The organism is Bordetella petrii (assembly GCF_020991325.1).
GTDB classification, from domain to species: Bacteria; Pseudomonadota; Gammaproteobacteria; order Burkholderiales; family Burkholderiaceae_B; genus Bordetella_A; species Bordetella_A petrii_E.
Genome location: NZ_JAJMLX010000027.1, coordinates 1 through 26452, shown reverse-complemented (window position 1 = coordinate 26452; position 26452 = coordinate 1). Strand labels below are relative to the sequence as shown.

Annotated in this window: 27 protein-coding genes, 1 tRNA gene and 1 pseudogene; 10 read left to right on the top strand and 19 right to left on the bottom strand. The window is 65.0% G+C overall.

Annotation, left to right across the window (positions count from 1 at the left end; translation table 11 throughout):
* Positions 1-159 precede the first annotated feature (159 nt).
* Positions 160-816: a phosphoribosylglycinamide formyltransferase gene (gene purN / locus LPZ50_RS04920; protein ID WP_268903214.1), complete on the bottom strand. Its 657-nt coding sequence runs from the start codon at positions 814-816 to the stop codon at positions 160-162.
* Position 817: 1 nt separating this feature from the next.
* Between purN and LPZ50_RS04915 the strand changes: the two genes are divergently transcribed.
* From LPZ50_RS04915 to coaBC, 4 genes are all read left to right on the top strand, one after another.
* On the top strand, positions 818-1831 hold the full coding sequence (locus tag LPZ50_RS04915; RefSeq protein WP_268903213.1) for a bifunctional riboflavin kinase/FAD synthetase: 1014 nt from the start codon (positions 818-820) through the stop codon (positions 1829-1831).
* Positions 1821-4682, top strand: coding sequence for an isoleucine--tRNA ligase (ileS, locus tag LPZ50_RS04910; RefSeq protein WP_230658313.1), 2862 nt, complete (start codon positions 1821-1823; stop codon positions 4680-4682). The genes LPZ50_RS04915 and ileS overlap by 11 nt, the downstream gene beginning before the upstream one ends.
* Before the next feature lie 4 nt (positions 4683-4686).
* Positions 4687-5208, top strand: a complete 522-nt coding sequence (gene lspA, locus LPZ50_RS04905; protein ID WP_230658310.1) for a signal peptidase II — start codon at positions 4687-4689, stop codon at positions 5206-5208.
* A 96-nt stretch (positions 5209-5304) separates the two neighbouring features.
* Positions 5305-6504, top strand: a complete 1200-nt coding sequence (gene coaBC, locus LPZ50_RS04900; protein ID WP_230658308.1) for a bifunctional phosphopantothenoylcysteine decarboxylase/phosphopantothenate--cysteine ligase CoaBC — start codon at positions 5305-5307, stop codon at positions 6502-6504.
* A gap of 52 nt (positions 6505-6556) precedes the next feature.
* On the opposite strand, the gene LPZ50_RS04895 is transcribed toward coaBC, so the two are convergent.
* The gene (locus tag LPZ50_RS04895; protein WP_230658305.1) at positions 6557-7519 is read right to left on the bottom strand and encodes a hypothetical protein; all 963 of its coding nucleotides are present in this window, start codon (positions 7517-7519) and stop codon (positions 6557-6559) included.
* Positions 7520-7655: 136 nt separating this feature from the next.
* On the opposite strand from LPZ50_RS04895, the gene LPZ50_RS04890 reads away from it, so the two are divergent.
* The gene (locus LPZ50_RS04890; protein ID WP_230658302.1) at positions 7656-8114 is read left to right on the top strand and encodes an Lrp/AsnC family transcriptional regulator; all 459 of its coding nucleotides are present in this window, start codon (positions 7656-7658) and stop codon (positions 8112-8114) included.
* A 22-nt stretch (positions 8115-8136) separates the two neighbouring features.
* Here LPZ50_RS04890 and LPZ50_RS04885 read toward each other — a convergent pair whose 3' ends face one another.
* Complete coding sequence (locus LPZ50_RS04885; protein ID WP_230658298.1) at positions 8137-9192, bottom strand: metal-dependent hydrolase; 1056 nt, start codon at positions 9190-9192, stop codon at positions 8137-8139.
* A 124-nt stretch (positions 9193-9316) separates the two neighbouring features.
* Between LPZ50_RS04885 and LPZ50_RS04880 the strand changes: the two genes are divergently transcribed.
* Positions 9317-9811 carry a hypothetical protein gene (locus tag LPZ50_RS04880; protein WP_230658295.1) on the top strand — a complete coding sequence of 165 codons (495 nt, stop codon included), beginning with the start codon at positions 9317-9319 and terminating at the stop codon, positions 9809-9811.
* 130 nt (positions 9812-9941) lie between these two features.
* Positions 9942-10571, top strand: coding sequence for a dUTPase (locus LPZ50_RS04875; RefSeq protein ID WP_230658327.1), 630 nt, complete (start codon positions 9942-9944; stop codon positions 10569-10571).
* A 118-nt stretch (positions 10572-10689) separates the two neighbouring features.
* Here LPZ50_RS04875 and ehuA read toward each other — a convergent pair whose 3' ends face one another.
* From ehuA to LPZ50_RS04840, 7 genes are all read right to left on the bottom strand, one after another.
* Positions 10690-11460, bottom strand: coding sequence for an ectoine/hydroxyectoine ABC transporter ATP-binding protein EhuA (gene ehuA / locus LPZ50_RS04870; RefSeq protein ID WP_230658292.1), 771 nt, complete (start codon positions 11458-11460; stop codon positions 10690-10692).
* Positions 11457-12128, bottom strand: coding sequence for an ectoine/hydroxyectoine ABC transporter permease subunit EhuD (gene ehuD, locus LPZ50_RS04865; protein ID WP_230658289.1), 672 nt, complete (start codon positions 12126-12128; stop codon positions 11457-11459). Before ehuD ends, ehuA begins: the two co-directional genes overlap by 4 nt.
* A complete protein-coding gene (ehuC, locus tag LPZ50_RS04860; RefSeq protein ID WP_419195566.1) occupies positions 12125-12757 on the bottom strand; it encodes an ectoine/hydroxyectoine ABC transporter permease subunit EhuC in 633 nt (210 codons plus the stop codon). Before ehuC ends, ehuD begins: the two co-directional genes overlap by 4 nt.
* A 24-nt stretch (positions 12758-12781) precedes the next feature.
* Positions 12782-13708: an ectoine/hydroxyectoine ABC transporter substrate-binding protein EhuB gene (ehuB, locus tag LPZ50_RS04855; protein WP_230658286.1), complete on the bottom strand. Its 927-nt coding sequence runs from the start codon at positions 13706-13708 to the stop codon at positions 12782-12784.
* A gap of 189 nt (positions 13709-13897) precedes the next feature.
* Positions 13898-15058, bottom strand: a complete 1161-nt coding sequence (locus tag LPZ50_RS04850; protein ID WP_230658284.1) for an ABC transporter substrate-binding protein — start codon at positions 15056-15058, stop codon at positions 13898-13900.
* A gap of 53 nt (positions 15059-15111) precedes the next feature.
* Positions 15112-16074 carry an ornithine cyclodeaminase family protein gene (locus LPZ50_RS04845; protein ID WP_230658281.1) on the bottom strand — a complete coding sequence of 321 codons (963 nt, stop codon included), beginning with the start codon at positions 16072-16074 and terminating at the stop codon, positions 15112-15114.
* A 101-nt stretch (positions 16075-16175) separates the two neighbouring features.
* A complete protein-coding gene (locus LPZ50_RS04840) occupies positions 16176-16361 on the bottom strand; it encodes an XRE family transcriptional regulator (protein WP_230658278.1) in 186 nt (61 codons plus the stop codon).
* A 292-nt stretch (positions 16362-16653) separates the two neighbouring features.
* Between LPZ50_RS04840 and LPZ50_RS04835 the strand changes: the two genes are divergently transcribed.
* Positions 16654-17688, top strand: a complete 1035-nt coding sequence (locus LPZ50_RS04835) for an NADP-dependent oxidoreductase (protein WP_230658275.1) — start codon at positions 16654-16656, stop codon at positions 17686-17688.
* Between the two features lie 17 nt (positions 17689-17705).
* On the opposite strand, the gene ptsP is transcribed toward LPZ50_RS04835, so the two are convergent.
* The 6 genes from ptsP to thrS all read right to left on the bottom strand — a co-directional run bounded on the left by ptsP (position 17706) and on the right by thrS (position 23865).
* On the bottom strand, positions 17706-19415 hold the full coding sequence (gene ptsP, locus LPZ50_RS04830; RefSeq protein WP_268903215.1) for a phosphoenolpyruvate--protein phosphotransferase: 1710 nt from the start codon (positions 19413-19415) through the stop codon (positions 17706-17708).
* A 52-nt stretch (positions 19416-19467) separates the two neighbouring features.
* On the bottom strand, positions 19468-19737 hold the full coding sequence (locus tag LPZ50_RS04825) for an HPr family phosphocarrier protein (protein WP_230658272.1): 270 nt from the start codon (positions 19735-19737) through the stop codon (positions 19468-19470).
* 106 nt (positions 19738-19843) lie between these two features.
* Positions 19844-20242, bottom strand: a complete 399-nt coding sequence (locus tag LPZ50_RS04820; protein WP_230658269.1) for a PTS sugar transporter subunit IIA — start codon at positions 20240-20242, stop codon at positions 19844-19846.
* 10 nt (positions 20243-20252) lie between these two features.
* Positions 20253-21209 (bottom strand): glutathione synthase, encoded by a 957-nt coding sequence (gene gshB, locus LPZ50_RS04815; protein ID WP_230658266.1) that lies wholly within the window; start codon positions 21207-21209, stop codon positions 20253-20255.
* 134 nt (positions 21210-21343) lie between these two features.
* Positions 21344-21892 carry a translation initiation factor IF-3 gene (gene infC / locus LPZ50_RS04810; protein WP_230658318.1) on the bottom strand — a complete coding sequence of 183 codons (549 nt, stop codon included), beginning with the start codon at positions 21890-21892 and terminating at the stop codon, positions 21344-21346.
* Between the two features lie 20 nt (positions 21893-21912).
* On the bottom strand, positions 21913-23865 hold the full coding sequence (gene thrS / locus LPZ50_RS04805) for a threonine--tRNA ligase (protein WP_230658263.1): 1953 nt from the start codon (positions 23863-23865) through the stop codon (positions 21913-21915).
* Between the two features lie 427 nt (positions 23866-24292).
* Here thrS and LPZ50_RS04800 point away from each other — a divergent pair, with 427 nt between their 5' ends.
* Entirely contained in the window at positions 24293-25024 is a 732-nt protein-coding gene (locus LPZ50_RS04800; protein ID WP_230658260.1) for a response regulator transcription factor, read from the top strand.
* A 7-nt stretch (positions 25025-25031) separates the two neighbouring features.
* The gene (locus LPZ50_RS04795) at positions 25032-25409 is read left to right on the top strand and encodes a hypothetical protein (protein WP_230658256.1); all 378 of its coding nucleotides are present in this window, start codon (positions 25032-25034) and stop codon (positions 25407-25409) included.
* Positions 25410-25454: 45 nt separating this feature from the next.
* Here the strand turns inward: LPZ50_RS04795 and LPZ50_RS04790 are convergent.
* The 3 genes and pseudogenes from LPZ50_RS04790 to LPZ50_RS04780 all read right to left on the bottom strand — a co-directional run.
* Positions 25455-25531: transfer RNA gene (locus tag LPZ50_RS04790), tRNA-Val, on the bottom strand.
* A gap of 30 nt (positions 25532-25561) precedes the next feature.
* A complete protein-coding gene (locus LPZ50_RS04785) occupies positions 25562-26221 on the bottom strand; it encodes a phosphoribosylanthranilate isomerase (protein ID WP_230658253.1) in 660 nt (219 codons plus the stop codon).
* A gap of 4 nt (positions 26222-26225) precedes the next feature.
* Positions 26226-26452 (bottom strand): annotated as a pseudogene (locus LPZ50_RS04780) (C4-dicarboxylate ABC transporter); the annotation flags it as partial.

Genomic DNA, 26452 nt, shown 5'->3' with positions numbered 1-26452 from the left:
GGGCGGCGCGCGCCGCCGCGGGCCGCCGCGCCGGAACGGTTCGAGGCAGAAGAACCGGCGCTGCGCGGCCGGGAGGCGGAGTTCTTGTTCATGATGCTTCCAATGGGGGCGCGGCGGGCGCCGCGACCAGTCAGACTACCGGAGGGCACGGCGGGCCGCCTATGCCCCCATGAATAGACGTTGCGGCTCGCCGTCGACTTCGACGCGCTGGTCCGGTGTCAGGCGCACCCGCCCTTCCACCAGCCAGCGCGCCGCGGCGGGGTAAGCCTGATGCTCGACCGCTAACACGCGCCCGGCCAGGGTCTCGGGCGTGTCGCCGCCCAGCACCGGCACGCAGCCCTGCGCGATGATGGGGCCGTGATCCAGCACGGGGGTCACGAAGTGCACCGTACAACCGTGCAGCCTGACCCCCGTGGCCAGGGCCTGCGCATGAGTGTGCAGCCCGGGAAACATAGGCAACAGTGAAGGATGGATGTTCACGAGCCGCCCGGCGTAATGGTTGACAAAACCCGGCGTCAGCACGCGCATGAAGCCGGCCAGCAGCACGTAGTCGGGCTGGTATTGGTCGATTTCACGGGCCAGCTGTGTGTCAAAGGCTTCGCGGCTGGGAAAGTCTTTGTGGTACAGCCCCTGGGTAGCGATGCCCTGCTCGCGCGCCCACTGCAGCCCGGCGGCGTCGGGCCGGCTGGCGATGACGGCGCTGACCGTGGCTGGCCACGCCTGATCGCGGCAGGCCTGTACCAGGGCTTGCATGTTGCTGCCGCGCCCCGAGATCAGGATGACCAGGCGGCGCGTAGAAGGGGGAGAAGCGGGCAAGATGAGATATTCCAAGGGCGAACCAACCCAAAATTGTAAACTCTCGGTCGTGAAAACCTTGCTGCAACTTTATCGATCCGCGCCGCCGCCCGCGCAACGGGCGCCTTGCGCGCTGACCATCGGCAATTTCGACGGCGTCCACCGCGGGCACCAGGCCATTCTGGCGCGCGTGCGGCAAGCCGCGAACGAACGCGGGCTGCTGCCCGCGGTAATGACCTTCGAACCCCACCCGCGCGAGTACTTTGCCACGCTGAACCAGCGCCCGGAATTGGCTCCCACCCGCATTTCGGGCCTGCGCGACAAGCTCGAGGCCCTGGCGTGCCAGGGCATGGCGCGGGTGGTGGTGGAACGCTTCGACGCGCGCCTGGCGGAAATGTCGGCCAACGCCTTTATCGAGAACCTGCTGGTCCAGGGCCTGCAGACCCGTTGGCTGCTGGTCGGCGAAGACTTCCGCTTCGGCCGCAAGCGCAGCGGCGACATCGACCTGCTGCGCGAAGCCGGGATGGTGCATGGATTCGAGGTACAGACCCTGGCCGACATCACCGACCGGCACGGCCACCGGGTGTCCAGTTCCGAAGTGCGCACGGCGCTGGCGGTGGGCGACCTGGACCGCGCCCAGCACCTGCTGGGCCGGCCGTTCCAGATCAGCGGCCACGTGATTCACGGCCAGAAACTGGGCCGCACGCTGGGATTCCCCACCATGAACCTGCGCGTGGCGCCGCGCTGCGCCGCGCGCTCGGGCATTTATGTGGTGCGCGTGCTGGGCCTGGGCGACGCTCCCCGGCCGGGCGTCGCCAGCCTGGGCGTACGCCCCACCATTGAAGACCACGGGCGCGTGCTGCTCGAAACGCACCTGCTCGATGGCCCGGCCGACGCATACGGTAAACTCGTGCGGATCGAGTTCCTGCACAAGCTGCGGGACGAAGAAAAGTTTCCCGACATCCCTTCCCTGACTGCCGCCATCGCCGAAGACGCGCAAAACGCGCGCGCTTATCTTGCCGTTCATGGACTATAAAAAAACCCTCAATCTGCCCGACACCGCTTTCCCGATGCGGGGCGACCTTGCCAAGCGCGAACCCGCCTGGGTTGCCCAATGGGAAGAGAACCATATTTACCAGGCCGTCCGTGCCGCCAGCCGCGGCCGGCCGCGGTTCGTGCTGCACGACGGGCCGCCGTACGCGAACGGCGACATCCATATCGGCCATGCGGTCAACAAGATCCTGAAAGACATCATCGTCAAAAGCCGCAACATGGCCGGCTACGACGCGCACTATGTGCCAGGCTGGGACTGCCACGGCATGCCGATCGAGATCCAGATCGAGAAAAAATTCGGCAAGCGCCTGCCCGTTACCGAAGTGCAGGCCAAGGCGCGCGCCTACGCGCTGGAACAGATCGACCGGCAGCGCAAGGATTTCAAACGCCTGGGCGTGCTGGGCGAATGGGACCGCCCCTACCTGACCATGAACTTCAGCAATGAAGCCAATGAAATCCGGGCGCTGGGCGGCATTCTGCAGAAAGGCTACGTCTTTCGCGGCCTGAAACCCGTGAACTGGTGTTTTGACTGCGGCTCGGCGCTGGCCGAGGCCGAGGTGGAATACGCCGACCGCGTCGATCCGGCGGTGGACGTGGCCTTCCCGTTCGCCGACAAGCCCGGCCTGGCCGCGGCTTTCGGGCTGGACAGCGTCGACGACGGCGCCGTGGTCATCTGGACCACCACGCCCTGGACCATTCCGGCCAACCAGGCGCTGAACGTACACCCCGAGCTGGAATACGCGCTGGTGCGTGTCAGCCCCGCGCCCGCCCATGGCCCGCTGCTGATGCTGGCCAAGGAACGGGTGGAATCCTGCCTGCAGGCCTGGAAGCTGGAAGGCGACATCATCGCCACGGCTCCCGGCGCCAACCTGGAAAACCTGCGCTTCCATCATCCGCTGGCGGCCGCCCATCCTGGTTATGCGCGTACCTCGCCGGTGTACCTGGGCGACTACGTCACCCTGGACGCCGGCACCGGCGTGGTGCACTCGGCGCCCGCCTACGGCATTGAAGACTTCGTGTCCTGCAAGGCCCATGGGCTGCCCGACGATGACATCCTGAACCCCGTGCTGGGCGACGGCAAGTATGCCGAAAGCCTGCCGCTGTTCGGCGGGCTGTCCATCTGGGACGCCAACCCCCGCATCGTCGAGGCCCTGAAAGAAGCCGGCTCGCTGATGGACATGCACAAGCTGTCGCACAGCTACATGCATTGCTGGCGCCACAAGACGCCAGTCATCTACCGCGCCACCAGCCAGTGGTTCGCCGGCATGGACGTCCAGCCCGCCGATGGCGGGCCCACGTTGCGCGACAGCGCGCTGGCGGGCATCGACGCCACGGCCTTCTATCCATCCTGGGGCCGCGCACGCCTGCACGCCATGATCGCCAACCGGCCCGACTGGACCTTGTCGCGCCAGCGCCAATGGGGCGTGCCCATGGCGTTCTTCGTGAACAAGGAAACCGGCGCCCTGCATCCGCGCACGCCGGAATTGCTGGAACAGGTCGCGCAGCGCGTCGAGCAGCACGGCATCGAGGCCTGGCAGTCGCTGGACCCGCGCGAACTGCTGGGCGACGAGGCCGGCCAATACGAAAAGAACCGCGATACGCTCGACGTATGGTTCGATTCCGGCACCACGCACGCCACCGTCCTGGGCGGTAAAGACCAGGTGCTGGGCGGCTCGCACGGCGCCGAACTGGCATGGCCGGCCGACCTGTACCTGGAAGGCTCGGACCAGCATCGCGGCTGGTTCCATTCGTCGCTGCTGACCGGCTGCATGCTGTACGGCCAGCCGCCCTACAAGGCGCTGTTGACGCACGGCTTCGTGGTCGACGGCCAGGGCCGCAAGATGAGCAAGTCGGTGGGCAATGTCATCGCTCCGCAGAAGGTGTCCGACTCGCTGGGCGCAGAGATCCTGCGCCTGTGGGTGGCATCCACCGATTACTCGGGTGAACTGTCCATCTCCGATGAAATCCTGAAGCGCGTGGTGGAAGGCTACCGTCGCATCCGCAACACGCTGCGCTTCCTGCTGGCAAACCTGGCCGACTTCGATGCGGTGAACCAGGCGGTGCCGTATGGCGAACTGTTCGAGATCGACCGCTATGCGCTGGCCATGACGGCGCAGATGCAGGCCGAAGTGCAGGCAAACTACGAACGCTACGATTTCCATCCCGCTGTGTCGCGCCTGCAGACATTCTGCTCGGAAGACCTGGGCGCGTTCTACCTGGACATTCTCAAAGACCGCCTGTACACCACGGCGGCCGACAGCCTGGCGCGCCGTTCGGCGCAAACCGCCCTGCTGGACATCACGCAGGCGCTGCTGAAGCTGATGGCGCCCATCTTGTCGTTCACCGCCGAAGAGGCCTGGAAGGTATTGGCCGATTCGGCATTGCGCCACCAAGCCGATGCCGCGCGCGTCACGATCTTTACCGAGGTCTACCACGCCCTGCCGCCCTACGCCGATGCCGACGCCCTGGCGGCAAAATGGGCTCGCCTGCGCGCCATCCGCGCCGAGGTGCAGCGCAAGCTCGAAGAAGTGCGTACCGCGGGCGGCATCGGGTCGTCGCTGCAGGCCGAAGTCGACCTGTACGCCGATGGTGACGACCGCGCCACGCTGGAAAGCCTGGGCGACGACCTGCGCTTCGTGCTGATCGTCTCGCGTGCCAGTGTGCATGCAGGCAACGGCGAACTGCGCATCGACATTGCGCCCTCGGGCCACAAGAAGTGCGAACGCTGCTGGCACTGGCGCCTGGATGTCGGCAGCAATGCTGACCACCCCGAGATCTGCGGCCGCTGCGTGTCCAACCTGTTCGGCTCGGGCGAGCCGCGCGAGAAGGCCTGACACGATGGCACCCGCTGTATCCGACAAGCCGCTCGCCGTCCCCGGCCGCGCGCCGCGCCTGGGCCACTGGTTGGGGCTGGCCGTGCTGCTGATCGTGCTGGACCAGGCCACCAAGCTGTATTTCGACGCGGCATTCGAATACGGCCAGCGCCTGAATGTGCTGCCGGTATTCGACTTCACGCTGATGTACAACCGCGGCGCGGCTTTCAGCTTCCTGGCCTCGCAGGCCGGCTGGCAACGCTGGTTCTTCACCGCCCTGGGCCTGGTGGCCGCGGTAGTCATCGTGTGGCTGCTGCGCCGCCACCCGGCGCAGCGGCGCTTCTGCCTGGCGTTGACCCTGATCCTGGGCGGCGCCCTGGGCAACGTGATCGACCGCATGGCCTATGGCCATGTCGTCGACTTCCTGCTGTTCTACTGGAACGACTGGTACTACCCGGCCTTCAACCTGGCTGACGCGTTCATTACCTGCGGCGCCGTGCTGCTGGTGCTGGATGAGATCCTGCGCGCGCGCAAGCCGCGCGCCTGAACGCGGCCGGCCCGGCGCAGCACCGCCGCCGGGCTTCAAGACGCCCCGCCGGTTTTTTGCCGCATAATGGCGGAATCCGCAATCTCGGTTTCCATCATGCTCGACCTCGCCCGCAAACGCATTGTCCTAGGCCTGACCGGCGGTATTGCCTGCTACAAGATCGCCGAACTGGTGCGCCGCCTGACCGAACAGGGTGCGGTGGTAGATGTCGTCATGACCCAGGCCGCCACCCAGTTCATCACGCCGGTCACCATGCAGGCCCTGGCGGGCCGGCCGGTGTTCGTCGATGCCTGGGATGCACGCATCGCCAACAATATGGCGCATATCGAGCTGACGCGCGGCGCCGACGCGGTGCTGGTGGCCCCCGCCAGCGCCGACTTCATGGCCAAGCTGGCGCATGGCCTGGCCGACGACCTGCTGTCGACGCTGTGCCTGGCACGCGCCTGCCCCTTGCTGGTGGCGCCCGCCATGAACCGCGAAATGTGGGCCAATCCGGCCACGCAGCGCAATGTGGCCCAGTTGCGCGCCGACGGTGTCGCCGTGCTGGGGCCCGCGTCCGGCGAACAGGCGTGTGGCGAAACCGGCGATGGGCGCATGCTCGAAGCTCACGAATTGCTGGCCGACCTGATCGCCTTCTTCCAGCCCAAGATACTGGCCGGCCGCCACATTCTGCTGACCGCCGGCCCCACGTCCGAACCGGTGGATCCGGTGCGGGTGCTGAGCAATCGCTCGTCCGGCAAGACCGGCTACGCGCTGGCGCGCGCGGCGCGCGAGGCCGGTGCGCGGGTCACGCTGATCACCGGCGTCACGGCCCTGCCCCTGCCGCGCGGGGTAACGGCCTTGCCCGTGAACACCGCCCGCCAGATGTACGACGCCGTCATGGCCAACGCGCACGACGCCGACGTCTTTATTGCCGTAGCAGCCGTGGCCGACTGGCGTGTGAAAAATGTCAGTGCGCAGAAACTGAAGAAAACCAGTGAAGGCGGCGGCGCCCCGCTGATGGAATTCGAACCCAATCCCGATATCCTGGCCGAAGTGGCCAAGCTGGCCAAAGGCCCCTGGTGCGTGGGCTTCGCCGCCGAAACGGAAAAACTGGCCGAACATGCCGAGGCCAAGCGTGTCCGCAAGGGTATCCCGCTGCTGGTGGGCAACCTGGCCCACAAGGTCATGGACGCCGACACGACCGAACTGGTACTGTTCGACGCCAACGGCACGCACCCCCTGCCGCCCGGGTCCAAACTGGACGCGGCACGGCGGCTGATAGCGGAGATCGCGGCCCGCCTGCCCGCCCGCTGATCCGCCGCGGCCTGCATCGGGCCTGCGCAGGCTGCCTTCAGTTGACCGAACCCTAGCCCGCCGCCGGGCTCAGCCTCAGGTCGGCCGGGCCATCGCCCTTGATCAGCCGAGCCAGCAACGCCACGACCGCAAGCGTCAGCAGCACCCGTCCCACCAGAATGATCCAGATGTCCGCGCCCAGCGTCAGCAGCAGGGCCGTGTCTTCGATCAGCGAGTGCGACAGGGATATCCAGGTGAGCGCCAGGAACCGCGTGCGCGCCGACAACTGGCTTTTATCGGCCTCTTCGATGATCAAGGCGCCGCCATAGCTCAGGCCCAGCAACACGCCCACCGTGGTTACCGGCGCCACGCGCGCATTCAGGCCTGACAGGCGCAACAGGGGCATCAGCAAGGCGGTGATAGCGCGCGTGATGCCCGTGCGTTCGAACACATCCAGCAGCACCAGCAGGGCCACGATAACGCCATAAGTGAACAACAGCGACATGGCCGTGCCTTGCAGCCAGCCCAGCATGCCGCTGGCCTGCGCGTCGGCGGCCAGGGCCGAGCTCTGCAGCCAGCCGAGCGACACCGGTTCCTGCAGCCAGCCCGCCCAGCGGCACGTCCAGGCCACCGCCGCCCCATAGAGCAGCGCGGCAGCCACCCGCAGGCCGGCGGTGGCCCAGAAACTGGCCCCCGCCCGCCGCACGATGGCCTGTTCTACCGGCAGGCCATGCGCGAACAGGATCATCGAGCACAGCACGCTGAGTTGCGCCGCGTTCAGATCCAACCCGGGCGCCAGGCCGATCAGCGCGCCTATGGCGCCATAGACACCCAGGCACACACCCGCTATCCAGATCATGCCCGCCTGTGGCGGCAAATCCAGCAACGCCATGGCTGGAGCGATGAACCGCCCCAGCATGTCGACCCAGCCCAGCCATTGCCCCAGTTGCACCAGCACCATGACGGGCAGCATGACCTTGATCAGGACTATGAACAGACGGCGGCTGCGGCGCAGCAGGTTCAGCAGGTAGGACACGGTGAATTCCAGATAAAAGAAACAGCCCGATGGCTGGCGCCAGCATAGCCAATCGGGGCGAAATCGGGCTGCATTTGATTGTGCAAAACGCGATTTTATTGTGCTAATTTAGAATTTTTACGCACAAATATTGCGCATGGAACTAGACACCCTGGACCACCGCATCCTGGCGCAGTTGCAACGCGACGCCGACCTGTCCAATGCCGCCCTGGCGGCCCGCGTAGGCCTGTCGCCCTCGGCCTGCCTGCGGCGCATCCAGCGCCTGAAGAAGGCCGGCGCCATCCGCCGCATCGTGGCAGTGGTCGACCCGGCGCAGGTTGCCCACGGGCTGTCGGCGATCGTCACGGTGGAATTCACGCACCATGGCGCGACGCGGCGCCAGCCATTCATGGCGCGCGTGCGCGCCGAAGCGTCGGTGACGCAGTGCTATATGGTCACGGGCGATATCAGTTGCGTGCTGGTGGTGCATATGCGCGACATGGATGGCTACCTGGCCCTGGCTGAACGCCTGTTCGAGCATGACGACAACGTGCAGGCGTTCTATACCCACATCGTGATGCAGACCATCAAGCACGAGCCCGGCATCCGGCTTTGACCCCCGGATGCCGGCGACGCGTTCAGGGCGCGGGCCTGAAGCGCGTGGCGTGCTCGGCCCAGTTGGCCAGGGGCAGCGGCGTGCCGCTGTCCAGGATACGCGCCAGCATCAATTGCATCTGTGGCCATCCGCCCCGGCCGCTCGCCCAGCGGCGCGGCGTCACCACGCGCCATTGTCCCGCGGCGTCGCGCTCGGCCATGACGAAGCGGAAGGTGTAATACCCCGCCACTCCCATGCGCAGGTCGGTCACGACCAGGGCGTCGTCCAGCACATCGTAGCGGAGCCAGTCATTGGTGAACCAGCGCAGCCGTTCGTGCAGGGGCACCCCCGCCAGCACGTCCGCCTGCGGAAGATGCAGCGGCAAGCGGACCATCTCGGGCAGGTTGCGGTCGAACCATCCGCTGACGGCTTCGTAATAATTACCCTGGCCATCTTTGGCAATGACGCGCCACAGCAGCGTATTGAAAGGCATGGGGGTGGCCAGTACCGCGGCCGGATGCACGCCCTGCTGCCGCAAGGCCTGGGCCACGCGGCTTTCGGCATGCCAGCGGCCCGCCATCGACACGCCCAGATAGGCCGTGCTGAAGATCAGCGCGGCCGCCAGGACCCGGCGCGCCCGCGCCGTGCAGCCCACCAGCGCGGCCCCCAGCACCGCGCCCAGCAGCGGCAGCGTATATACCGGGTCGATGATGAACAGGGCGGACCAGCTTTCAGGAATGCTTTGCAGGGGCCAGAACAACTGGGTGCCATATACCGTGAAAGCATCCAGAATGGGGTGTGTCACCAGCACCAGCAGCAGGGTCATGAACAGCCGCCCGCCACTATAGGGCGCATCCGGCCATTTCTTGCGCACCAGCCAGGCCAGCACGGCGGCCAGCGCGGTCAGCACGAACACCGAATGGGAAAACCCGCGGTGATAGGTCATCAGTGAAACCGGATCTGGATAGTGCATCAGCACATCCAGGTCGGGCAACGTGGCCAGCAGGCCGCCATACAGCAGGGCCTTGCGGCCCTGGTAACGGCCCATCAAGGTGCCCTGGATGCCGGCGCCCAGCATCGCTTGTGTCAGGGAATCCATATCGTCAGTCGGAGTCTTGCCGTAGAGAACCGCGATGCGGCGCGGCCTGTCCGGCCGCACCGCAACGCGCAGGCGTTAAGATACCGCATCGGCCGTCCGGGCGGCCTTCCACAGGATGTGACTCATGGCCATCGATGGCGAACCCAAAGACGGCGATTTCGTGCGCTATATTGAAATGCTGAATCGCCAGGCGGGCGTCACCCCGGGCCAGGTACCGCCGCGCGCGGCTCGGGCGGCCCGCAGCAAGCGGCAGGCCGAACTCGGCCCGCGAGACCCCGCAGCCATGCCCATGCCCGTCCCGGCCAGTACCTCGCCCGACGGCCCGTCCGCCGATACCGGGTCCCCTGCGACGCTGGCCGCCCGGTCCAGCCGGCGCCGCGTGGCGCTGGTATTGACCATCGCGGGCGTGGTCGCCGCATGGCATGCCGCCGGCATTGTGTTCGACGTGCTGGACAGTCCGTCGTTCGAGTTCGACGAACTGGTTCCCGGTATTTTCCTGGGCGTGTGCGCCTTCATGCTGCTCAGGGGCGGCAGCCGCATGCGGGGCGCCCAGCGCGCGGCCCTGCCCAGCCTGCCCCCGCTGTCCACATTGCCCGCCGGCCGGAAAAGCCGGCCCTGACGGCCGGCCCGGGCGAAAGGCCGCTTGGTGCTAACATTTCCGCCCCATGGCGACCACGCCTACGAATCAGATTTGCGGAGCAAACGTGAGCGATACCCTAGCCGGGCTGACCGAAGCCCAGGCGGCAACCATGCTGAAATTGCAGGACCGCCTCAACAGCATCATCAACCCGCAATGGATAGATGGCGGCGCCCGCTTCCTGCGCGCGGCATTCGTTGAATCCGCCGAAGCGCTCGAGCACTACGGCTGGAAATGGTGGAAAAAGCAGACCATCGACCTGCCCCAAGTGCAGATGGAACTGGTCGACATCCTGCACTTTTACCTGTCGCACACGCTGGTGACCGCTGGCGGCTCGGCCGAGGAAGCCGCCCACATGCTGGTGGGCGACCTGGCATCGCCGCCCGCCATTGCGCTGGACGGCCAGACGCACCGGCTGGACGAACTCGACGTGCCGCAGTTGCTGGAGCTGATCGGCGGGCTGGCGGTGTGCGGCCGGGCCAGCTACAAAACGCTGGAATGCACCATGGCGCGCTGCGAACTGACGTGGAACGATGCTTTCACCCAGTATGTGTCCAAGAACGTCCTGAACATCTTCCGCCAGGAAAACGGCTACAAGGCGGGCACTTACGTGAAAATCTGGCAGGGCGAAGAAGACAACGTGGTGCTCGCCCGCCTGATGGCCGGGCTGGATCCCACGCGCCCGGATTTCGCCGAAGCCCTGCACGCGGGGCTGCAGCAGGCCTACGGCAAACTGCAATGACACGCTGAAAATACGCCGGCGAATCGCCGCAATCGGGGCCCGGCATCCTGGATGCCGGGCCCCGCCCTTTTCCTTCATGGCACGCCGCGCGGCAAGCGCACGGCCAGCTGCAACGGACTTACACCGCCTCGATCACCGATTGCAGGAATTGCTGGGTACGCTCTTCGCGCGGTTTGGAAAACAGCACGTTCGATTCAGCGTCTTCGACAATATTGCCCTGGTCGAAGAACAGGGTGCGGTCCGAGCTGCGTTCGGCGAAACTCATCTGGTGCGTGACGATGATCATCGTCATGGTGCGCTTGGCGGCGAGGTCGCGCAGGATCTGCAGAATCCCCCCCACCAGTTCCGGATCCAGCGCGGAGGTCACTTCGTCGAACAGCATGACTTCCGGGTGCATCGCCAGCGCGCGCGCAATGCCCACCCGCTGCTTTTGTCCGCCCGACAACTGGGCCGGATACGAATCCAGCTTGTCGCCCAGGCCCACCAGTTCCAGGTATTCCTTGGCGCGCTCGGCTGCCTCGGCGCGCGGCACCCCCGCCACATACACGGGGGCTTCCATCACATTGCCCAGCGCGGTTTTGTGCGGGAACAGATTGAAGTGCTGGAACACCATGCCGATCTTGCCGCGCACTCGCCGCAGGTGCGCGGAATTGGGCCCCACGCTGCGGCCCTGCGCATCCACCCACATCGATTCGTCATCGATGAAAATCTCGCCGCTGCTGGGCCGGTCCAACGTCATCAGCAGGCGCAGCAGCGTGGATTTGCCCGAGCCCGACGGGCCGATGACCGACACCGTCTGGCCGGCCGGGATTTCCAGGTTGATGCCTCGCAGCACCTCCAGATCGCCGTAGCGCTTGCACAAATTATTCAGGCGAATGCTCGCGCTCATCGTGTACCTCCGAATTTTTTCAGCCAGGCTTCCAGACGGCGCACTCCCCATGCCGCCACCAGGCTGAGCACCAGGAACAGCACGCCCACCAGGGTCAGCGGCTCGGTATAGCGGAATGTGGCCGACCCGATGATCTTGCTGCGCTGGAGCAGTTCGACCACCGTAATGGCGGACAGCAGCGGCGTGTCTTTGAACATGGCCACCAGATAATTGCCCAGGGCCGGCACCACTGGCGGAATGGCCTGCGGCAGGACCACGCCTATCGAGGTGCGCCAGGGCGACATGTTCAGGGCCGTGGCGGCCTCGATCTGGCCGCGCGGCACCGACTCGATGCCCGCCCGGTAGACTTCGGCGCAATAGGCGGCATAGTGCACGCCCAAAGCCAGAATGCCGGTGGTCAGCGGCGACATCTGCACGCCGCTCTGCGGCAGCACATAGAACAGGAAATACATCTGCACCAGCAGCGGCGTACTGCGCACGAACTCGATCAGCACCGCCACCGGTGCCGATATCCAGCGCGAGCGCACGCGCCGCAGCATGGCCAGCACCAGGCCCAGCACGATGGCCAGGGCCATGCCCAGCGCCGTTGCCTGTACCGTGATGACCAGGGCGGACCCCAGCACGGGCAGGATTTCCCAGGCGAACGCCCAATCGAAAATGGGATTCATCGGACTCGGAACCTCCGCTCGAGCAGGCGGATACCCGCGGTAATGACCAGCGCCACCGCAAAATACAACAGCAATAGCAAGACGAATATCTCAGTCGTGCGCAGGGTTTCGGCTCGCAGCATCTGGCCGCGGAACGTCAGATCGGTAATGGTGATCAGCGAAACCAGCGCTGTGTTTTTCAACAGTTCGATCAGCAGATTGCCGGCGGGCGGCAGCATGGCAGGAAAGGCCTGCGGCAGCACGATGCGCCGCATGGCCTGCGCCGAAGTCATGTTCAGCGCGGTAGCGGCTTCGCGCTGCCCGGCGGCCACGGCCAGGATGGCGCCGCGCACCACTTCGGCGCCGTAGGCGCCGGCATTGGCCGCCAGCACCACGATGCCCACCGTCACCGCCGGCAGCTTCAGGCCGAACAGCGGCAGCACGTAATAGAACCAGAACAGCTGCACCAGCGCCGACGTGCCGCGGAATACTTCCACGTAGGCCAGCGCCGGCCAACTGATCCACCGTTGCGGCGACAGTCGGGCAAGGCCGGCGGCCAAGGCCAAGGGCACCGCCAGCAGGGCCGCCCCCACTGTGATGCGCAGTGTCATCGTCAGGCCATCGAGCAGCGGCGGCAGCAGCGTGAGCATGCCTTCCATCGAGACGGCCACGTGTTACTGGCCACCAGCCGCGCACAGCTTGGCGGCCGTCACATCACCCGGCAATTCGTCTTTGGTAAAGCCGAAGGGCTCGACAATCTTGGCATGTTCTTCGGTGCCGATGAGCTTGGCCAGTTCGGCATTGAACGCGTCGACGAACTCTTGGTCGTCCTGGCGGAAGGCATAGGCGCCGTAGCCACGCACGCTCTTGCCCTCGATGACGGGGTCGGTGAAGGGATCGGCTTTTTCCAGGTCGCCCACCGCCGATTTGTTCATCAGGTCGTTCACCGTCATGGCCGTGGCGGCATAGGCGTCGGCGCGGCCCGCCTGCACGCCCGACAGCGCGCTGACCACGTCCGGGAACACCACCACGCGGTCCACGGGAATATCCATCTTGCGGGCGTACTCGCCTTCGATGGCCCCCACCACCACGCCCAGTTTCACGCCGTCCTGCTTGGCAATGTCTTCGTAGCTGTGCAGATTCTTGGGGTTGCCCTTCTGCACCAGGAACGCCTCGCCCACCCCATAGGTGGGATTCGAGAACGCGGCCTGCTGGCAACGCTCGGGTGTGACGTACATGCCCGCGGCAATGATGTCGAAACGCTTGGCCTGCAGGCCGGGAATCAGCGAGCCGAATTCCGTCAGCACCCCTTCCACTTCGTTGATGCCCATGCGCTTGAGCACCACGCGGGCGATCTCGACGGATTCTCCCGTAATCTGGTTTTTCGCACTATCCATATAGGCATAGGGGGCCTCGTTGGCATAACCGATGCGGATCTTGCCGGCCGCCTTGGCCGCCGCCAGCGTGCTTTGCGCGGCGGGCGGATCGCTGGCGGCGGGCTTGGCCGCCTCGTCATCCGAACCGGAGTCGGAGCACGCCGCCATCAACCCGAGACTCAACGCCAGCACAGCCCATTTCGTTGTGTTCAGTATGCGTGTCATGCGCCACTCCCTTATCGAAAATATTTATGTACAAAACCAATTCACGCGAAATAGTACGTCAATTAATTATTTGAGCACAAAGTATATAGCGACAAAAAAGCAGGCCATGGCCTGCCCGGACTCGCCGCATAGCCTTGCCACGCGGGCGTAAAGGGCGGAATCGCCCCCTCGCTCCGCGTAACAACGCTGTTACTGAGCGTAGGAAAAACGTCCGTTTCGTATCACCCCCATGACCCGCGCGCGCTCATCGAAACCCTGGTGATCGGTTTTGGTGATATTGAGCACGCCGTTGGGCACGATCAGGTCGCGCGTGCTTTCCAGGGCATCGCGCAGCGCCGCCCGGAATTCAGGCGTACCCGGCTTGGCACCCGTTTTCAAGGCCCGGGCGACCGCGGAATCGAGCAACATCCAGGCGCCATAGGCATCGCCGGCGAATTGCGTCAAGGTATTCGGCCCATGCTCGGCTTCGTACTTGTCGGCAAAGGCCACGGCCACCTTCTTCACCGGGTTGCTGTCCGGCAATTCGCGCGCCACAACACCGGGGCCCGTGGGGAACAGTGTGCCCTCCACATCCTTGCCGCCCACCTGCAGGAATTCCAGCGTGCCTATTCCGTGCGTCTGGTAGATGGGCCCCTTGTAGCCGCGTTCGAGCAGTGTTTTCTGCGGCAGGGCTGCCGGCGTGCCGGACCCCGCGATCAGCACCGCATCGGGCTTGGCCGCCATGGCCTTCAGCACCTGGCCCATCACCGAGGCATCGGTGCGCTGGAAGCGCTCGTGCGCCACCAGCTTGATGTCGCCGCCGGCGGCCTTGTTGAACTCGGCCCACCAGCTGTCGCCATAGGAGTCTGCAAAACCGATGAATGCGACGTTCTTGATGCCCTTGGCACGCATGTCCTCGACCAGAGCGGTGGCCATCAGTGAATCGTTCTGGGGCATTTTGAAGGCCCAGCGGCGCTTGGGGTCGTCGGCCGGCTGCACGATGACGGCCGAGGCCGCCAGCGCCACCATGGGGGTGCCTGTTTCGGCCAGCACATCCAGGCCGGCCAGCGCCGCCGCGGTGATGTTGGGGCCGACGATGGCGTCCACCTTATCTTCCGATGTCAGCTTGCGCAGATTCTTCACGGCGCGGCTGACGTCCGTGCCATCGTCCAGCACGACATAGCGCGCCGGCTGGCCGCCCAGGGTGGACGGCCACAGGCGCAGAGCATTGCTGGTCTGGATGCCGATGGCGGCGGCAGGGCCGGTGGTCGACACGTCGATACCGATCACGACTTCGGCTTGGGCCGACCAGGACAGCATCGGCAAAATGGTGGCGGCTATGGCGGCCAGGCGTAGCAGTGGATTGGGCATGGCGAATGTCCGGCAAGGTGTTGAAGAAATATCGTCAGCGACGGAATAAGGCGTTATTTTGCCCCAGGTACACCCACCCCGCCCGGCGCGTGGGCCTCATAGGCCATCGCGGCCAGCGTCAGGTCTTCCAGCGCGCTGCCCACCGCCTTGAACACGGTGATATCGCCATCGCCGCGGCGACCTGGGGCGCGCCCTTCGATCAGGTCGGCAAGCGTGCCCCGTATGTCGGAACGCACCAGCGTGCCGGCCTCGAAGGCCGCCAACAAATCCCCCGACTTGGTCGGCGCCTCGGCCGTGTCGACGTAGACCTCGGCATTGGCAAAGCAGGCAGTGTCGGTTTCTATCATGTCGGGCTTGAAACTGCCGATCAAGTCCAGGTGCGTGCCCGGGCGCAGCCAGGCGCCAAGCACCAGCGGCTGCGTGGACAGGGTGGCGCAACTGACAATATCGGCCTGGCGTACCGCCGGTTCAAGGGCATCTACCGCCTGGGCATCGAAACCCTGTGCGGCCAGCGACTGCGCCAGCGCCCGCGCGCCTGCCGGCCGCACATTCCAGACCAGCACCCGCTCGATGGGGCGCACGGCCCGCATGGCCTGCGCCAACAGCCCGGCAATGCGGCCCGAGCCCACGATCAGCAGCACGCGCGCATCGTGCCGGGCTAGGTACGATGCCCCCAATGCTGCCGCGCCAGCCGTGCGGAACACCGTGACGACGTCGCCATCCACATGCGCCAGCGGCACGCCCGTGCGCGCGCTGTACAGGGTGTAGACGGCATGCAGCCCGGGCAACCCCTGGCCGGTGTTGCCGGGGAAGATGTTAATGACCTTTACGCCAAAATAGCCCTGCTGGTTCCAGGCCGGCATGATCAATGATGTGCCTTGGGCGTCCCCGCATTCAATCGCATGCACATGGCGTGGCGGCACACTGGCGCCGGCCCGGAAGGCCTCGCGCAGCGCGGCAATGACGGCGGGAAATTCCAGGACGCGGCGGGTTTGTTCGGTATCAATGACGAGCATGCAAGGGCCTCCGGTACAGGCCCCATTATCGCCGCCCTCCCGGATAACAAGATGCCAGCTCGCGAGCTGGCATCTTGCCTGGCCGAACGAAGCTGGCCAGTTCAGCGTCGGGGATCGCGGAATGCCGAGATCGTGGGGTGCATGTTGCGGGCTTCGTCCATGCCGTGCAGCACCTCGCCGATTGCTTCCAGGAAGTTGTTCACCCGTAGCCAAAGATGGCGCCAGCCCGATGGCGCCCCGCGTGCCGGTGTGCCCGGTGTTGCGGCCCTGCTTGTGGATTCTTCCATGACCAACTCCTTGAGAAGAATGAAAGGGAACCACGCAGAATCATCTTAGGCCTATTCTTTTTGCGGCACAACATAAATTATTCCTGCAAAAAATCGCCGCAAGAAGGGAACATAAGGGCCTTCCCGGGCCAGCCAATGCCATTTTTCAGTCATTTTTTGTGCATTGCATCATTCACTAGAAACCACACTGGTGTCCGGGCGGGAAGCTGCCCCGGCGGTGCGCCCACCTACTATCTGTATCCATGCGAATCGGGCCAGAAGGCCCACTTTGTCCCCATTTGGAGTCTGTTCCATGCCGCAAAGCGACCGCATCAACCGCCGCATCGTCCTGGCCGCCCATCCGCGCGGCCTGCCCACGCCAGGGGATTTCCGCCTGGAGGAAACCGCCGTGCCCACTCCTGGCGATGGACAATTGCTGCTGCGCACGCTGTCGTTGTCGCTGGACCCCTACATGCGCAACCTGATGGACAAAATCGGGCCGGCCTATGCCCAGGCGGTTCCGCTGGGCCAGACCATGGTGGGCGCCACCGTCAGCCGAATCATTCAGTCGCGCCACCCCGGCTTTCGCGAAGGCGGCCTGGTGCTGGCCGAAGCCGGTTGGCAGGACTACGCGCTGTCTGACGGCCAGGACCTGCTTGCGCTGGGCAGCCTGGCGCAGCCGTCCCTGGCCTTGGGCGCCCTGGGCATGCCGGCATTCACCGCCTATGTGGGGCTGCTGGACATCGGCGGCCCGCAGCCGGGCGAAACCGTGGTGGTGGCCGCCGCCACGGGAGCCGTGGGCTCGGTGGTGGCCCAACTGGCCAAGCTGAAGAAAGCGCGGGTGATCGGCATCGCGGGCGGCGCCGACAAATGCCGCTATGCAGTGGACGAGCTGGGCCTGGATGCCTGCCTGGACAGGCATGACCCCCAATTGGCCTCGCGCCTGGCCGCCGCCTGTCCGGATGGCATCGACGTGTACTTCGAGAATGTCGGCGGCGCCGTGTTCGACGCGGTCGTGCCGTTGCTGAATATCGGCGCGCGGGTGCCAGTATGCGGCATCATCGCGCACTACAACGACCAGGAACCGCCCGCCGGCCCCAATCGCCTGCCCCGCGTAATGGAAACCGTCCTGCAGAAGCGCATCCGCATGCAGGGGTTCATCATCCTGGATCACTACGCCGACCGCTTCGACGCCTTCAGGCAGGACATGGCGGCGTGGATAGCCGCGGGCCGCATCAAGACCCGCGAAGACCGCGTGCAGGGGCTGGAGCGCGCCCCGCAAGCCTTCATCGGGCTGCTACAGGGCCGTAACTTCGGCAAGCTGGTGGTCGACGTCGCCGATGCCTGAAGCTCGCCGGGGCAGGTTCAGCCCTGCCCCAGCAGGTCCAGGTCGACCGGCAGGGCCCGGTTCAGCGCGGTAGCCACCTTGACGCGCAGATCGTTGCTGTGGGCACGGCGGATCTCGCGTTTGACGTCCAGCAGTTGCTGCGGATGCATGGAGAATTCGGTCAGCCCCAGGCCCAGCAGCAGGCGGGTCAGGCGCGCATCGCCCGCCATTTCACCGCAGACGGCCACGGGCTTGCCCGCCCGCACGCCGGCGTTGATGGTATTGGCAACCAGGCGCAGCACCGCCGGATGCAGCGGGTCGTACAGGCTGGCCACATCGTGGTCGCCACGGTCGATGGCCAGGGTGTATTGAATGAGGTCGTTCGTGCCGATGGACAGGAAATCCAGCGCCTGCGCGAACGGTTCGATGGCAATGGCGATGGCCGGCACCTCGACCATGGCGCCCACCTCCAGGCGTTCGGCATAGGCCTGGCCCCGCGCGTCCAGGTCCCGCCGGGCCGCGTCGATGGCAGCCAGCGCGGCCGTGACTTCATGCATGTGCGTCACCATGGGCAGCAGCAGGCGCACATGCCCATGCGCCGATGCCCGCAGAATGGCCCGCAACTGCGTCGCGAACATTTCGGGACGCGCCAGGCAATAGCGTATGGCCCGCTGCCCCAGGGCCGGATTGGTGGCCACCGTGGCTTCGTCGTCCAGTGTCTTGTCCGCGCCGATATCCAGGGTGCGGATGGTAACGGGCCGCCCGCCCATCACGCGCGCCACGGAGGCATAGGCCTGGTATTGCTCTTCTTCGTCGGGCAGTTTCTGCCTGCCCATGAACAGGAATTCGCTGCGGAACAGGCCAATGCCGTCGGCGCCCGCTGCCGCTGCGGCAGCGGCCTCGTCGGGCAATTCAATATTGGCGTTCAGGACGATATCGATGCCATCGAGCGTGACGGCGCGTTCGTCGCGCAGCAGGGCCAGTTCGGCACGCTCGGCCATGTACGCGACATGGCGTTCGCGGTATTCCTGCAGCATGCCCGGCGAGGGGTTCACCAGCACCACGCCCGCGGCGCCGTCCACCACCACGGTGTCGCCGTCGCGCACCAGGTCGCGCACATTGCCCAGCGCCACCACGGCCGGCACCCCCATGCTGCGCGCCACAATGGCCGTGTGCGAGGTGGGGCCGCCCAGGTCGGTGGCAAAGGCCGCGAATCGGGCACCGCGCAGGCGCAGCATATCGGCCGGGGAAATGTCATGCGCAATGACCACCAGGGGATCGTTGCCGTCCAGGTCGCCTGCCTCGGGCAGTATGGCTGTGCTGCCCGACAGCACCTGCAGCACCCGTTCGATCACTTGGCGCACGTCGGCCCCGCGTTCACGCAGGTATTCGTCTTCCATGGCGTCGAACTGCTCGCCCAGGATCTGCCCTTGCGCGGCCAGCGCCCACTCGGCGTTGTAGTGGCGCTCGGCGATCAGGGCGCGGGTCTGCTCCGCCAGCAGCGGGTCGGCCAGCAACAGGCGATGCACGTTCAGCATGGCGCCCAGTTCACGCGGCGCATCGGCAGGCAGCGTGTCGGCCATGTGCAGCAGGTCGGCCTGCGCGGCGGACAGCGCCTGGGTCAGGCGCTCGCTTTCGGCCTGGACATCTTCGGGCGCGATGCGATAGTGGGCCACTTCAAGCGAGGCGGCTCCCAGGACGACCGCACGCCCGATGGCGTAGCCGCGCGCCACGCCCTTGCCATGCAAAGCCACCACTGCGCAGCCGGGAACGCCGGCAGCGGAAGAATCGGAACGCGTGCTATTCGTGCTCACCGAATTTGCTGTCGAACAGAGTCTGGATTTCTGAAAGTGCCTGGTCGGCGTCGCCGCCCGAGGCTTCGAGACGGACGGTGACGCCCTTGCCGGCCGCCAGCATCATGACGCCCATGATGCTCTTGGCGTTGACACGCTGCGCGCCGCGCGAGATGAAGATTTCGCTGCCGAACTTGCTGGCCAGCTGGGTCAGCTTGGCGGCGGCACGTGCATGCAGGCCTAGCTTGTTGGAAATGATGATGTCGGAAGTCGGCATAAAAATCAGGTAATCACAGCTCCACAGGAGCATTCCCGCCACGGGCACCGCGTGCCGTCATGGGGGTCGTGCCATGCCTCGACATAATAGGGCAAAAAACGGCGGCTCAGTCTACGCGCAGACAGCCCTGCACGCCACCCGCCAGGGCTTTCTCGCGGGTTTCGGCCAGGCTGAGGTGCCGCGAAGTCAGGGCGCGCAGCAGCATCGAGGTATTCAGGCCCGCCACCACACAGCACTGCGTGCCTTCGGCCTGTGCGCCGGACACCGCGCGCTTGGCAATATTGGCCGGCGTGGCGCCGATCAGGTCGGTAAGCACCAGCACACCATCGCCGGTGTCGGCTGCGCGTATGTCGCGCAACACGTCGGGCACCCTGCTTTCGGGCGCCTCGTCGGGCTGGATGTCGTGCACGGCCATGGGGCTGCCGGCCTCGCCCAGCACGTGCTGGGCGAACTCGCGCATGGCTTCGCCCAGCGGCGCGTGCACGACGATGACGATGCCGGTCATGGCTTTGCCTTTACGCCGCCGCGCGTTCCAGGGCGGTTGCGAACAGGCCCGCCACATCGAAGCCGGTTTGCTCGGCGATTTCCACAAAACAGGTGGGGCTGGTGACGTTGACTTCGGTGACGTAATCGCCGATGACGTCCAGGCCCACCACCAACAGCCCGCGCGCCGCCAGCCTGGGCGCCACGATGGCGGCGATTTCACGGTCGCGCTCGGACAGCGGCTGCGCAACGCCACGGCCGCCGGCCGCCAGGTTGCCCCGGGTTTCGCCCGCCAGAGGAATGCGCGCCAGCGCGTAGGGCACCGCTTCGCCGCCGATCAGCAGGATGCGCTTGTCGCCCTTGACGATTTCCGGAATGTAGCGCTGCGCCATGATGGTGCGCGCGCCGTTGTCGGTGAGCGTTTCCAGGATGGCATTCAAGTTGGGTTCCCCAGCCTGCAGGCGGAAAATACCCGTGCCCCCCATACCGTCCAGCGGCTTGACAATGACGTCTTGGTGCTTTTCATGGAAGGCCTTCAGCCGCTCCATGTCGCGTGTCACCAGTGTGGGGGCAGCCAGCTCGGTGAACTCGGTGATGGCCAGTTTTTCGGGGTGGTTGCGGATGGCCGCGGCGTCGTTGAACACCTTGGCCCCCTGCCCCTGGGCGTATTCGAGCATGTGCGTGGAATACACGTATTCCATGTCGAATGGAGGGTCTTTGCGCATCAGCACCGCATCGAAACGCGACAGCGGCGCATCTTGCGCGGCACCCGTGTCGCGCCACCAGTCGGGCCCGTGCAGATCGGCGTCCGGCACCAGTTCAATGGGGGTAGCGCGGGCCTGCACGACCCCGGCGTCGATGAACAGGTCTCCCTGCAGGGTCACGCTGAGCGTATGTCCACGCGCCACCAACGCGCGCATCATGGCAACCGAACTGTCCTTGTAGGCCTTCAGGCGCGGCAAGGGGTCGATAACAAATAAGACATGCATCGTATGGATATCCCGGTCGCGCGCCGTGCCAAGCATCAGCGCGCCGAACCGACATCGTAGCGTAAATGGACGGCCTGCGCCGGCCAACCGGCGCAGGCCCCACGCCGCAGGCGGCGGGGGGTTGCGCCACGGGGTCAGCCTGCCGTATCGCCCTTGCCGGTGGCGGCTTTCTTGCGCGGCGCCAGCACCATGACCATCTGGCGCCCTTCGAGCTTGGGCATGGCTTCGACCTGGGCCAGTTCGGTCAGGTCGTCGCGCACACGCTCCAGCACCCGCATGCCAAGTTCCTGGTGGGCCATTTCACGGCCACGGAAACGCAGCGTGACCTTGGCCTTGTCGCCTTCTTCCAGAAAGCGGCGCAGATTGCGCAGCTTGACCTGGTAGTCGCCTTCGTCGGTCGCCGGGCGGAATTTCACTTCCTTGACCTGGATGACCTTCTGCTTGGCGCGCGCTTCAGCCTGGCGCTTTTGTTCCTGGTACTTGAACTTGCCGTAGTCCATCAATCGGCAGACCGGGGGATCGGCATTGGGTGCGATCTCGACCAGGTCGACGTCGGCTTGCTCAGAAAGACGGAAGGCGTCGGCCAGTTTGACGATGCCCAGTTGTTCTCCGTCCAGTCCTATCAGGCGCACCTCGGGGACACGGATTTCACCGTTGATGCGATTGGCTTTTTCAGTGGCGATGTTGACGACTCCTAAAAGATTTAAGTGGCACTGCTATCGGGTTGGCTGACGTCACGGCGCATTGCGACGTCCTGGGCCAGGCGGGAGATGAAATCATCGAGCGCGATGGCTCCGAGATCCAGCCCCCCCAGGCCGCGGACGGCAACCGTGCCATTCTGTTTTTCCTTGTCGCCCACGACAAGGATGTACGGCACCTTTTGCAGGCTGTGCTCGCGGATTTTACGAGTGATTTTTTCACCACGCAAATCGGACTGAACCCTAAAGCCTTGTTTTTTCAGGGTTTGTGTTATTTGCGCCGCATAATCGGCGGAATGTTCGGAAATGCAGCACACCACGGCCTGCATCGGCGCCAGCCAGGGGGGCATGGCACCCGCATGGTTTTCGATCAGCATACCGATGAAACGCTCGAGCGAACCGAGAATGGCCCGGTGCAACATGACCGGCGGACGGCGCTGATCCTGGGCGTCGACGTATTCGGCCCCCAGCCGCACAGGCATTGAAAAATCGACCTGGATCGTGCCGCACTGCCAGTGGCGCCCGATGGCGTCCTTCAGGGTGTATTCGATCTTGGGGCCATAGAACGCGCCCTCGCCGGGCGAGATCTCGAATTCGCAGCCCGTGGCGCGCAGGCTTTCCATCAGGGCGGATTCGGCCTTGTCCCAGATTTCGTCGCTGCCGATGCGCTTCTCGGGCCGGGTGGCCACCTTGTACAAGACATCGGAAAAACCGAAATCGCGGTAAACCTGCTGCAACAGGGCCGTGAAACTGGCGCATTCCTCCTGCAACTGGTCTTCGGTACAGAAAATGTGGCCGTCGTCTTGCGTGAAACCCCGCACCCGCATCATGCCGTGCAGCGAACCCGACGGTTCGTTGCGATGGCACTGGCCGAACTCGCCGTAGCGCAGGGGCAATTCCCGATACGAATGCAGCCCGGCATTGAAGATTTGCACGTGGCCAGGACAATTCATGGGCTTCAGCCCGTAAACCCGGTTTTCGGATTCGGTCGTGAACATGTTTTCACGGTAGTTGTCCCAGTGGCCGGTTTTTTTCCAGAGGGACAGGTCGAGGATTTGCGGCGCCTTGACCTCTTGGTAGCCATTGTCGCGGTACACGGCCCGCATGTACTGCTCGACCTGCTGCCACAGCGCCCAGCCCTTGGGATGCCAGAAAATCAGCCCGGGCGCCTCGTCCTGGAAGTGGAACAGGTCCAGGTCGCGGCCGATCTTGCGGTGGTCGCGGCGCTCGGCCTCTTCGAGCATGTGCAGATAAGCTTCCTGCTCGTCTTTGGTGGCCCAGGCGGTGCCGTAGATGCGCTGGAGCATCTCGTTGTTGCTGTCGCCGCGCCAGTATGCCCCGGCCACCTTCATCAGCTTGAAGACCTTGAGCTTGCCCGTGGACGGCACGTGCGGCCCCCGGCAGAGGTCGATGAAGTCGCCTTCGCGGTACAGGCTGAGCGTTTCGTTGGACGGGATCGAGGCGATGATTTCGGCCTTGTAGGCTTCGCCGATGCTCTTGAAGTACGCGACAGCGTCGTCGCGCGTCCATTCTTCGCGTGTAACAACCTCGTCTTTGCGGGCCAGTTCGGCCATCTTCTTTTCGATGGCCTGCAAATCTTCGGGCGTGAAGGGCCGCTTGTACGAAAAGTCGTAATAAAACCCGTTGTCGATGACAGGCCCGATGGTGACCTGGGCATCGGGAAACAGTTCCTTGACGGCATATGCCAGCAAGTGCGCCGTCGAATGGCGGATCAGATCCAGCCCATCGGGCTCTTTGGCGGTCACGATGGCCAGCTGGGCGTCCTGGTCCAGGCGATAGCTGGTGTCGACCAGCCGTGGCTCGCCGCCCGGCAGCGTCACGCGGCCGGCCAGCGCAGCCTTGGCCAGGCCGGGGCCGATGGATTGCGCGACCTCGGCAACCGTGACGGGTGCCGGGAACTCACGCTGCGAACCATCGGTCAATGTGATCTGTACCATCGAGAAATTCCTGCGGAAGAAACGACAAACGCGGCTATGCGCCGCGTTTCGTCTGGTTGCTTGCTGGTGGCCTGCCGTTTGCCTGGCACGGAGGAACCGACCGCTGAGTAAAACTTAACGCGACATGGGGCGAAAGTTTCCGGTCGTAGTTCGTGTCTGGCGAAGATTCATGCGCTGGCCACCTGGGCGCGGCACGCAGGTACGCGCACCGATCGTCAAACATTGTAGCACCCCCGGCAGCCTCCGCCTGCCCGGGGCCCGCGCCCGGACAAAGCCGGCCGGAAATCCCTGGACGGCACCGGAAACTGCCGGCAGCCAGACAGGTCTTATTTATGCAGCACTTGCTCCGAACCGGACAGGTCTTCGGTACGCTTGTTAACAAATTTTTCGGCACAGCTTTTGATGCTGCCAGCCAAGTACCGTGACCATGCCCGCCTCCTCGGCCTTCAAGCCCTCCGTTCCCGCTGCCCTGCCCGATGCCGGCGCCCGGCGTTACATGCTGCTGTCGGGCTCCACCGACCGGGTGCGCATCGCCATCCTGGACGACCACCCCGTCATCACGCTGGGCGTTGCCGCCTATCTGCGTACACAGCCCGATTTCGACATCGTCCACGCCGAAACCGCCTCCGATACGCTGCTCAATGGCCTGACACGCCAACCCTGCGACGTGGCGGTCATCGACTTCTACCTACCCAAGCAGGCCTGGGACGGCATGGACTACATCCGCCGCCTGCGGCGCAAGCACCCCGACATGGCCATCATTACCTTCTCGGCCGGAGCTCCGCTTGAAACCGAATACGCCGCCTTCCGGGCGGGCGCCAATGGCTATCTGCCCAAGTCGGCCTCGCTGCCTGCGCTGGTGGAAATCATCCGCGCCGCATGCAACCCAAGCACGCACGGTTTTCTTACCTACAAGAACGGCGCCTTACGGATTGCCAAGCCCCTGCATCCAGACACGCGCCTGACCACCGCCGAAATCGAAGTGCTGCGCCAAATCGCGCAAGGCTTGTCGGTAACCCAGGTGGCCGCCCGCCTGCTGCGCAGCAAGAAAACCGTCAGTACCCATAAACGGCGTGCCATGAAAAAACTGGGCCTGTCCGACGACCTGGCCCTGGCACTCTATTTGAACGAAAAGTTTGCGCACAAGGCTGGCCCCTGATCCACCCATGATTCACATCAAAACCTTGCTCACCTACAACCTTGAGCCTCACGCCCGACAAGCCCTGCTGGAAAACGCCCTGGAACACACCCACGCCGACTTGGCCGCCATACGCCAGGCCATTGAAGCCGGCGACCTCGCCGAAGCACGGCAGCAGGTGCATCGGGCGAAGGGCACAGTCAGCTTTCTTAGCGCCGACCGCGACGCATCGCGCCATCTGGACACCCTGACGGAAGCCCTGCGCACGGAAGACTCCCGGCGCATCGCCGATGCCTGCCAACCTGTCTATGCCATTTTGCGCGAACTAGAGGCCGAGGTGCGTGCCTTGTTAAACGGCACCGCGCCCGGTGGCGCAAAAACAAAAAACCGCCTGGTCGAAGACTGAGGCGGCTTGCTTTGGCTGTGCCTGCGGGCACTTGCCAGAATATTCTGGTAGGCGGTATTGGAATCGAACCAACGACCTCTACGATGTCAACGTAGCGCTCTAACCATCTGAGCTAACCGCCTGCAAAGAAGAAAGATTATATAGGGTTTTATTTAGCCCCGCAAGCTGGCGTCGGCGTCACGCACTGCCCGCATCAAGGCCTGGATTTTCTCGGGCGACTTCTGGCCCGGCGCGTGCTCCACGCCACTGCTGACGTCCACGGCCCAGGGGCGGATGGCCTGGATGGCAGGCCCGATATTGTCGGCATTCAGGCCGCCCGACAAGACAAGCGGCCGCGCCTCGGCATTGGCCCGCACGCCGGCCAGCAAGGCATGATCGAAGGCTTTTCCGCTGCCGCCATAACCCGCGCTGTAGCTATCGAACAGCCAGCCTGCCGCGTCGCCATACTGGCCGCAGGCGGCGGCCAGGCTGTCGGGAGTGTCGAGCCCCGGCGCGCCCGCGCGGAACGCGCGCAAATAACGTACGCCATAGCGCTTGCATTCCTGGCTGGACTCATCGCCATGGAATTGCAGCAGATCCGGGCCCACCTGGTCCAGCACGGCGCGCACGTCGGCCTGTTCCGGGTTGACGAACAAGGCCACCACGTCGACAAAGGCCGGCACGGCGCGGCGCAAACGGGCCGCCTGCCCGGGCTCGATGTAGCGCTTGCTGCCAGGATAAAACACAAAGCCGATCGCGTCCGCCCCGGCCTGCACGGCCGAGGCGATATCTGCTTCGCGAGTCAAACCGCAGATCTTGACGCGAGTACGCATGGTGTTACTTGAAGGCGGCAGCCGGGTCGGACGATTCGCCGCCGTAGATGCTGGTGCCGTAGGTCTGGTCGATTTCGATCTTGATTGTACTGGGGTCGACCGTGGTGACACCGGCCTTGTAGTGCATGACGATGCCGGGGAACAGCATGACCGTGGCCACCATGATCAGCTGGATCACGATGAACGGCACCGAGCCCCAGTAGATCTGGCCGGTGGTCACCGGCTCGACCC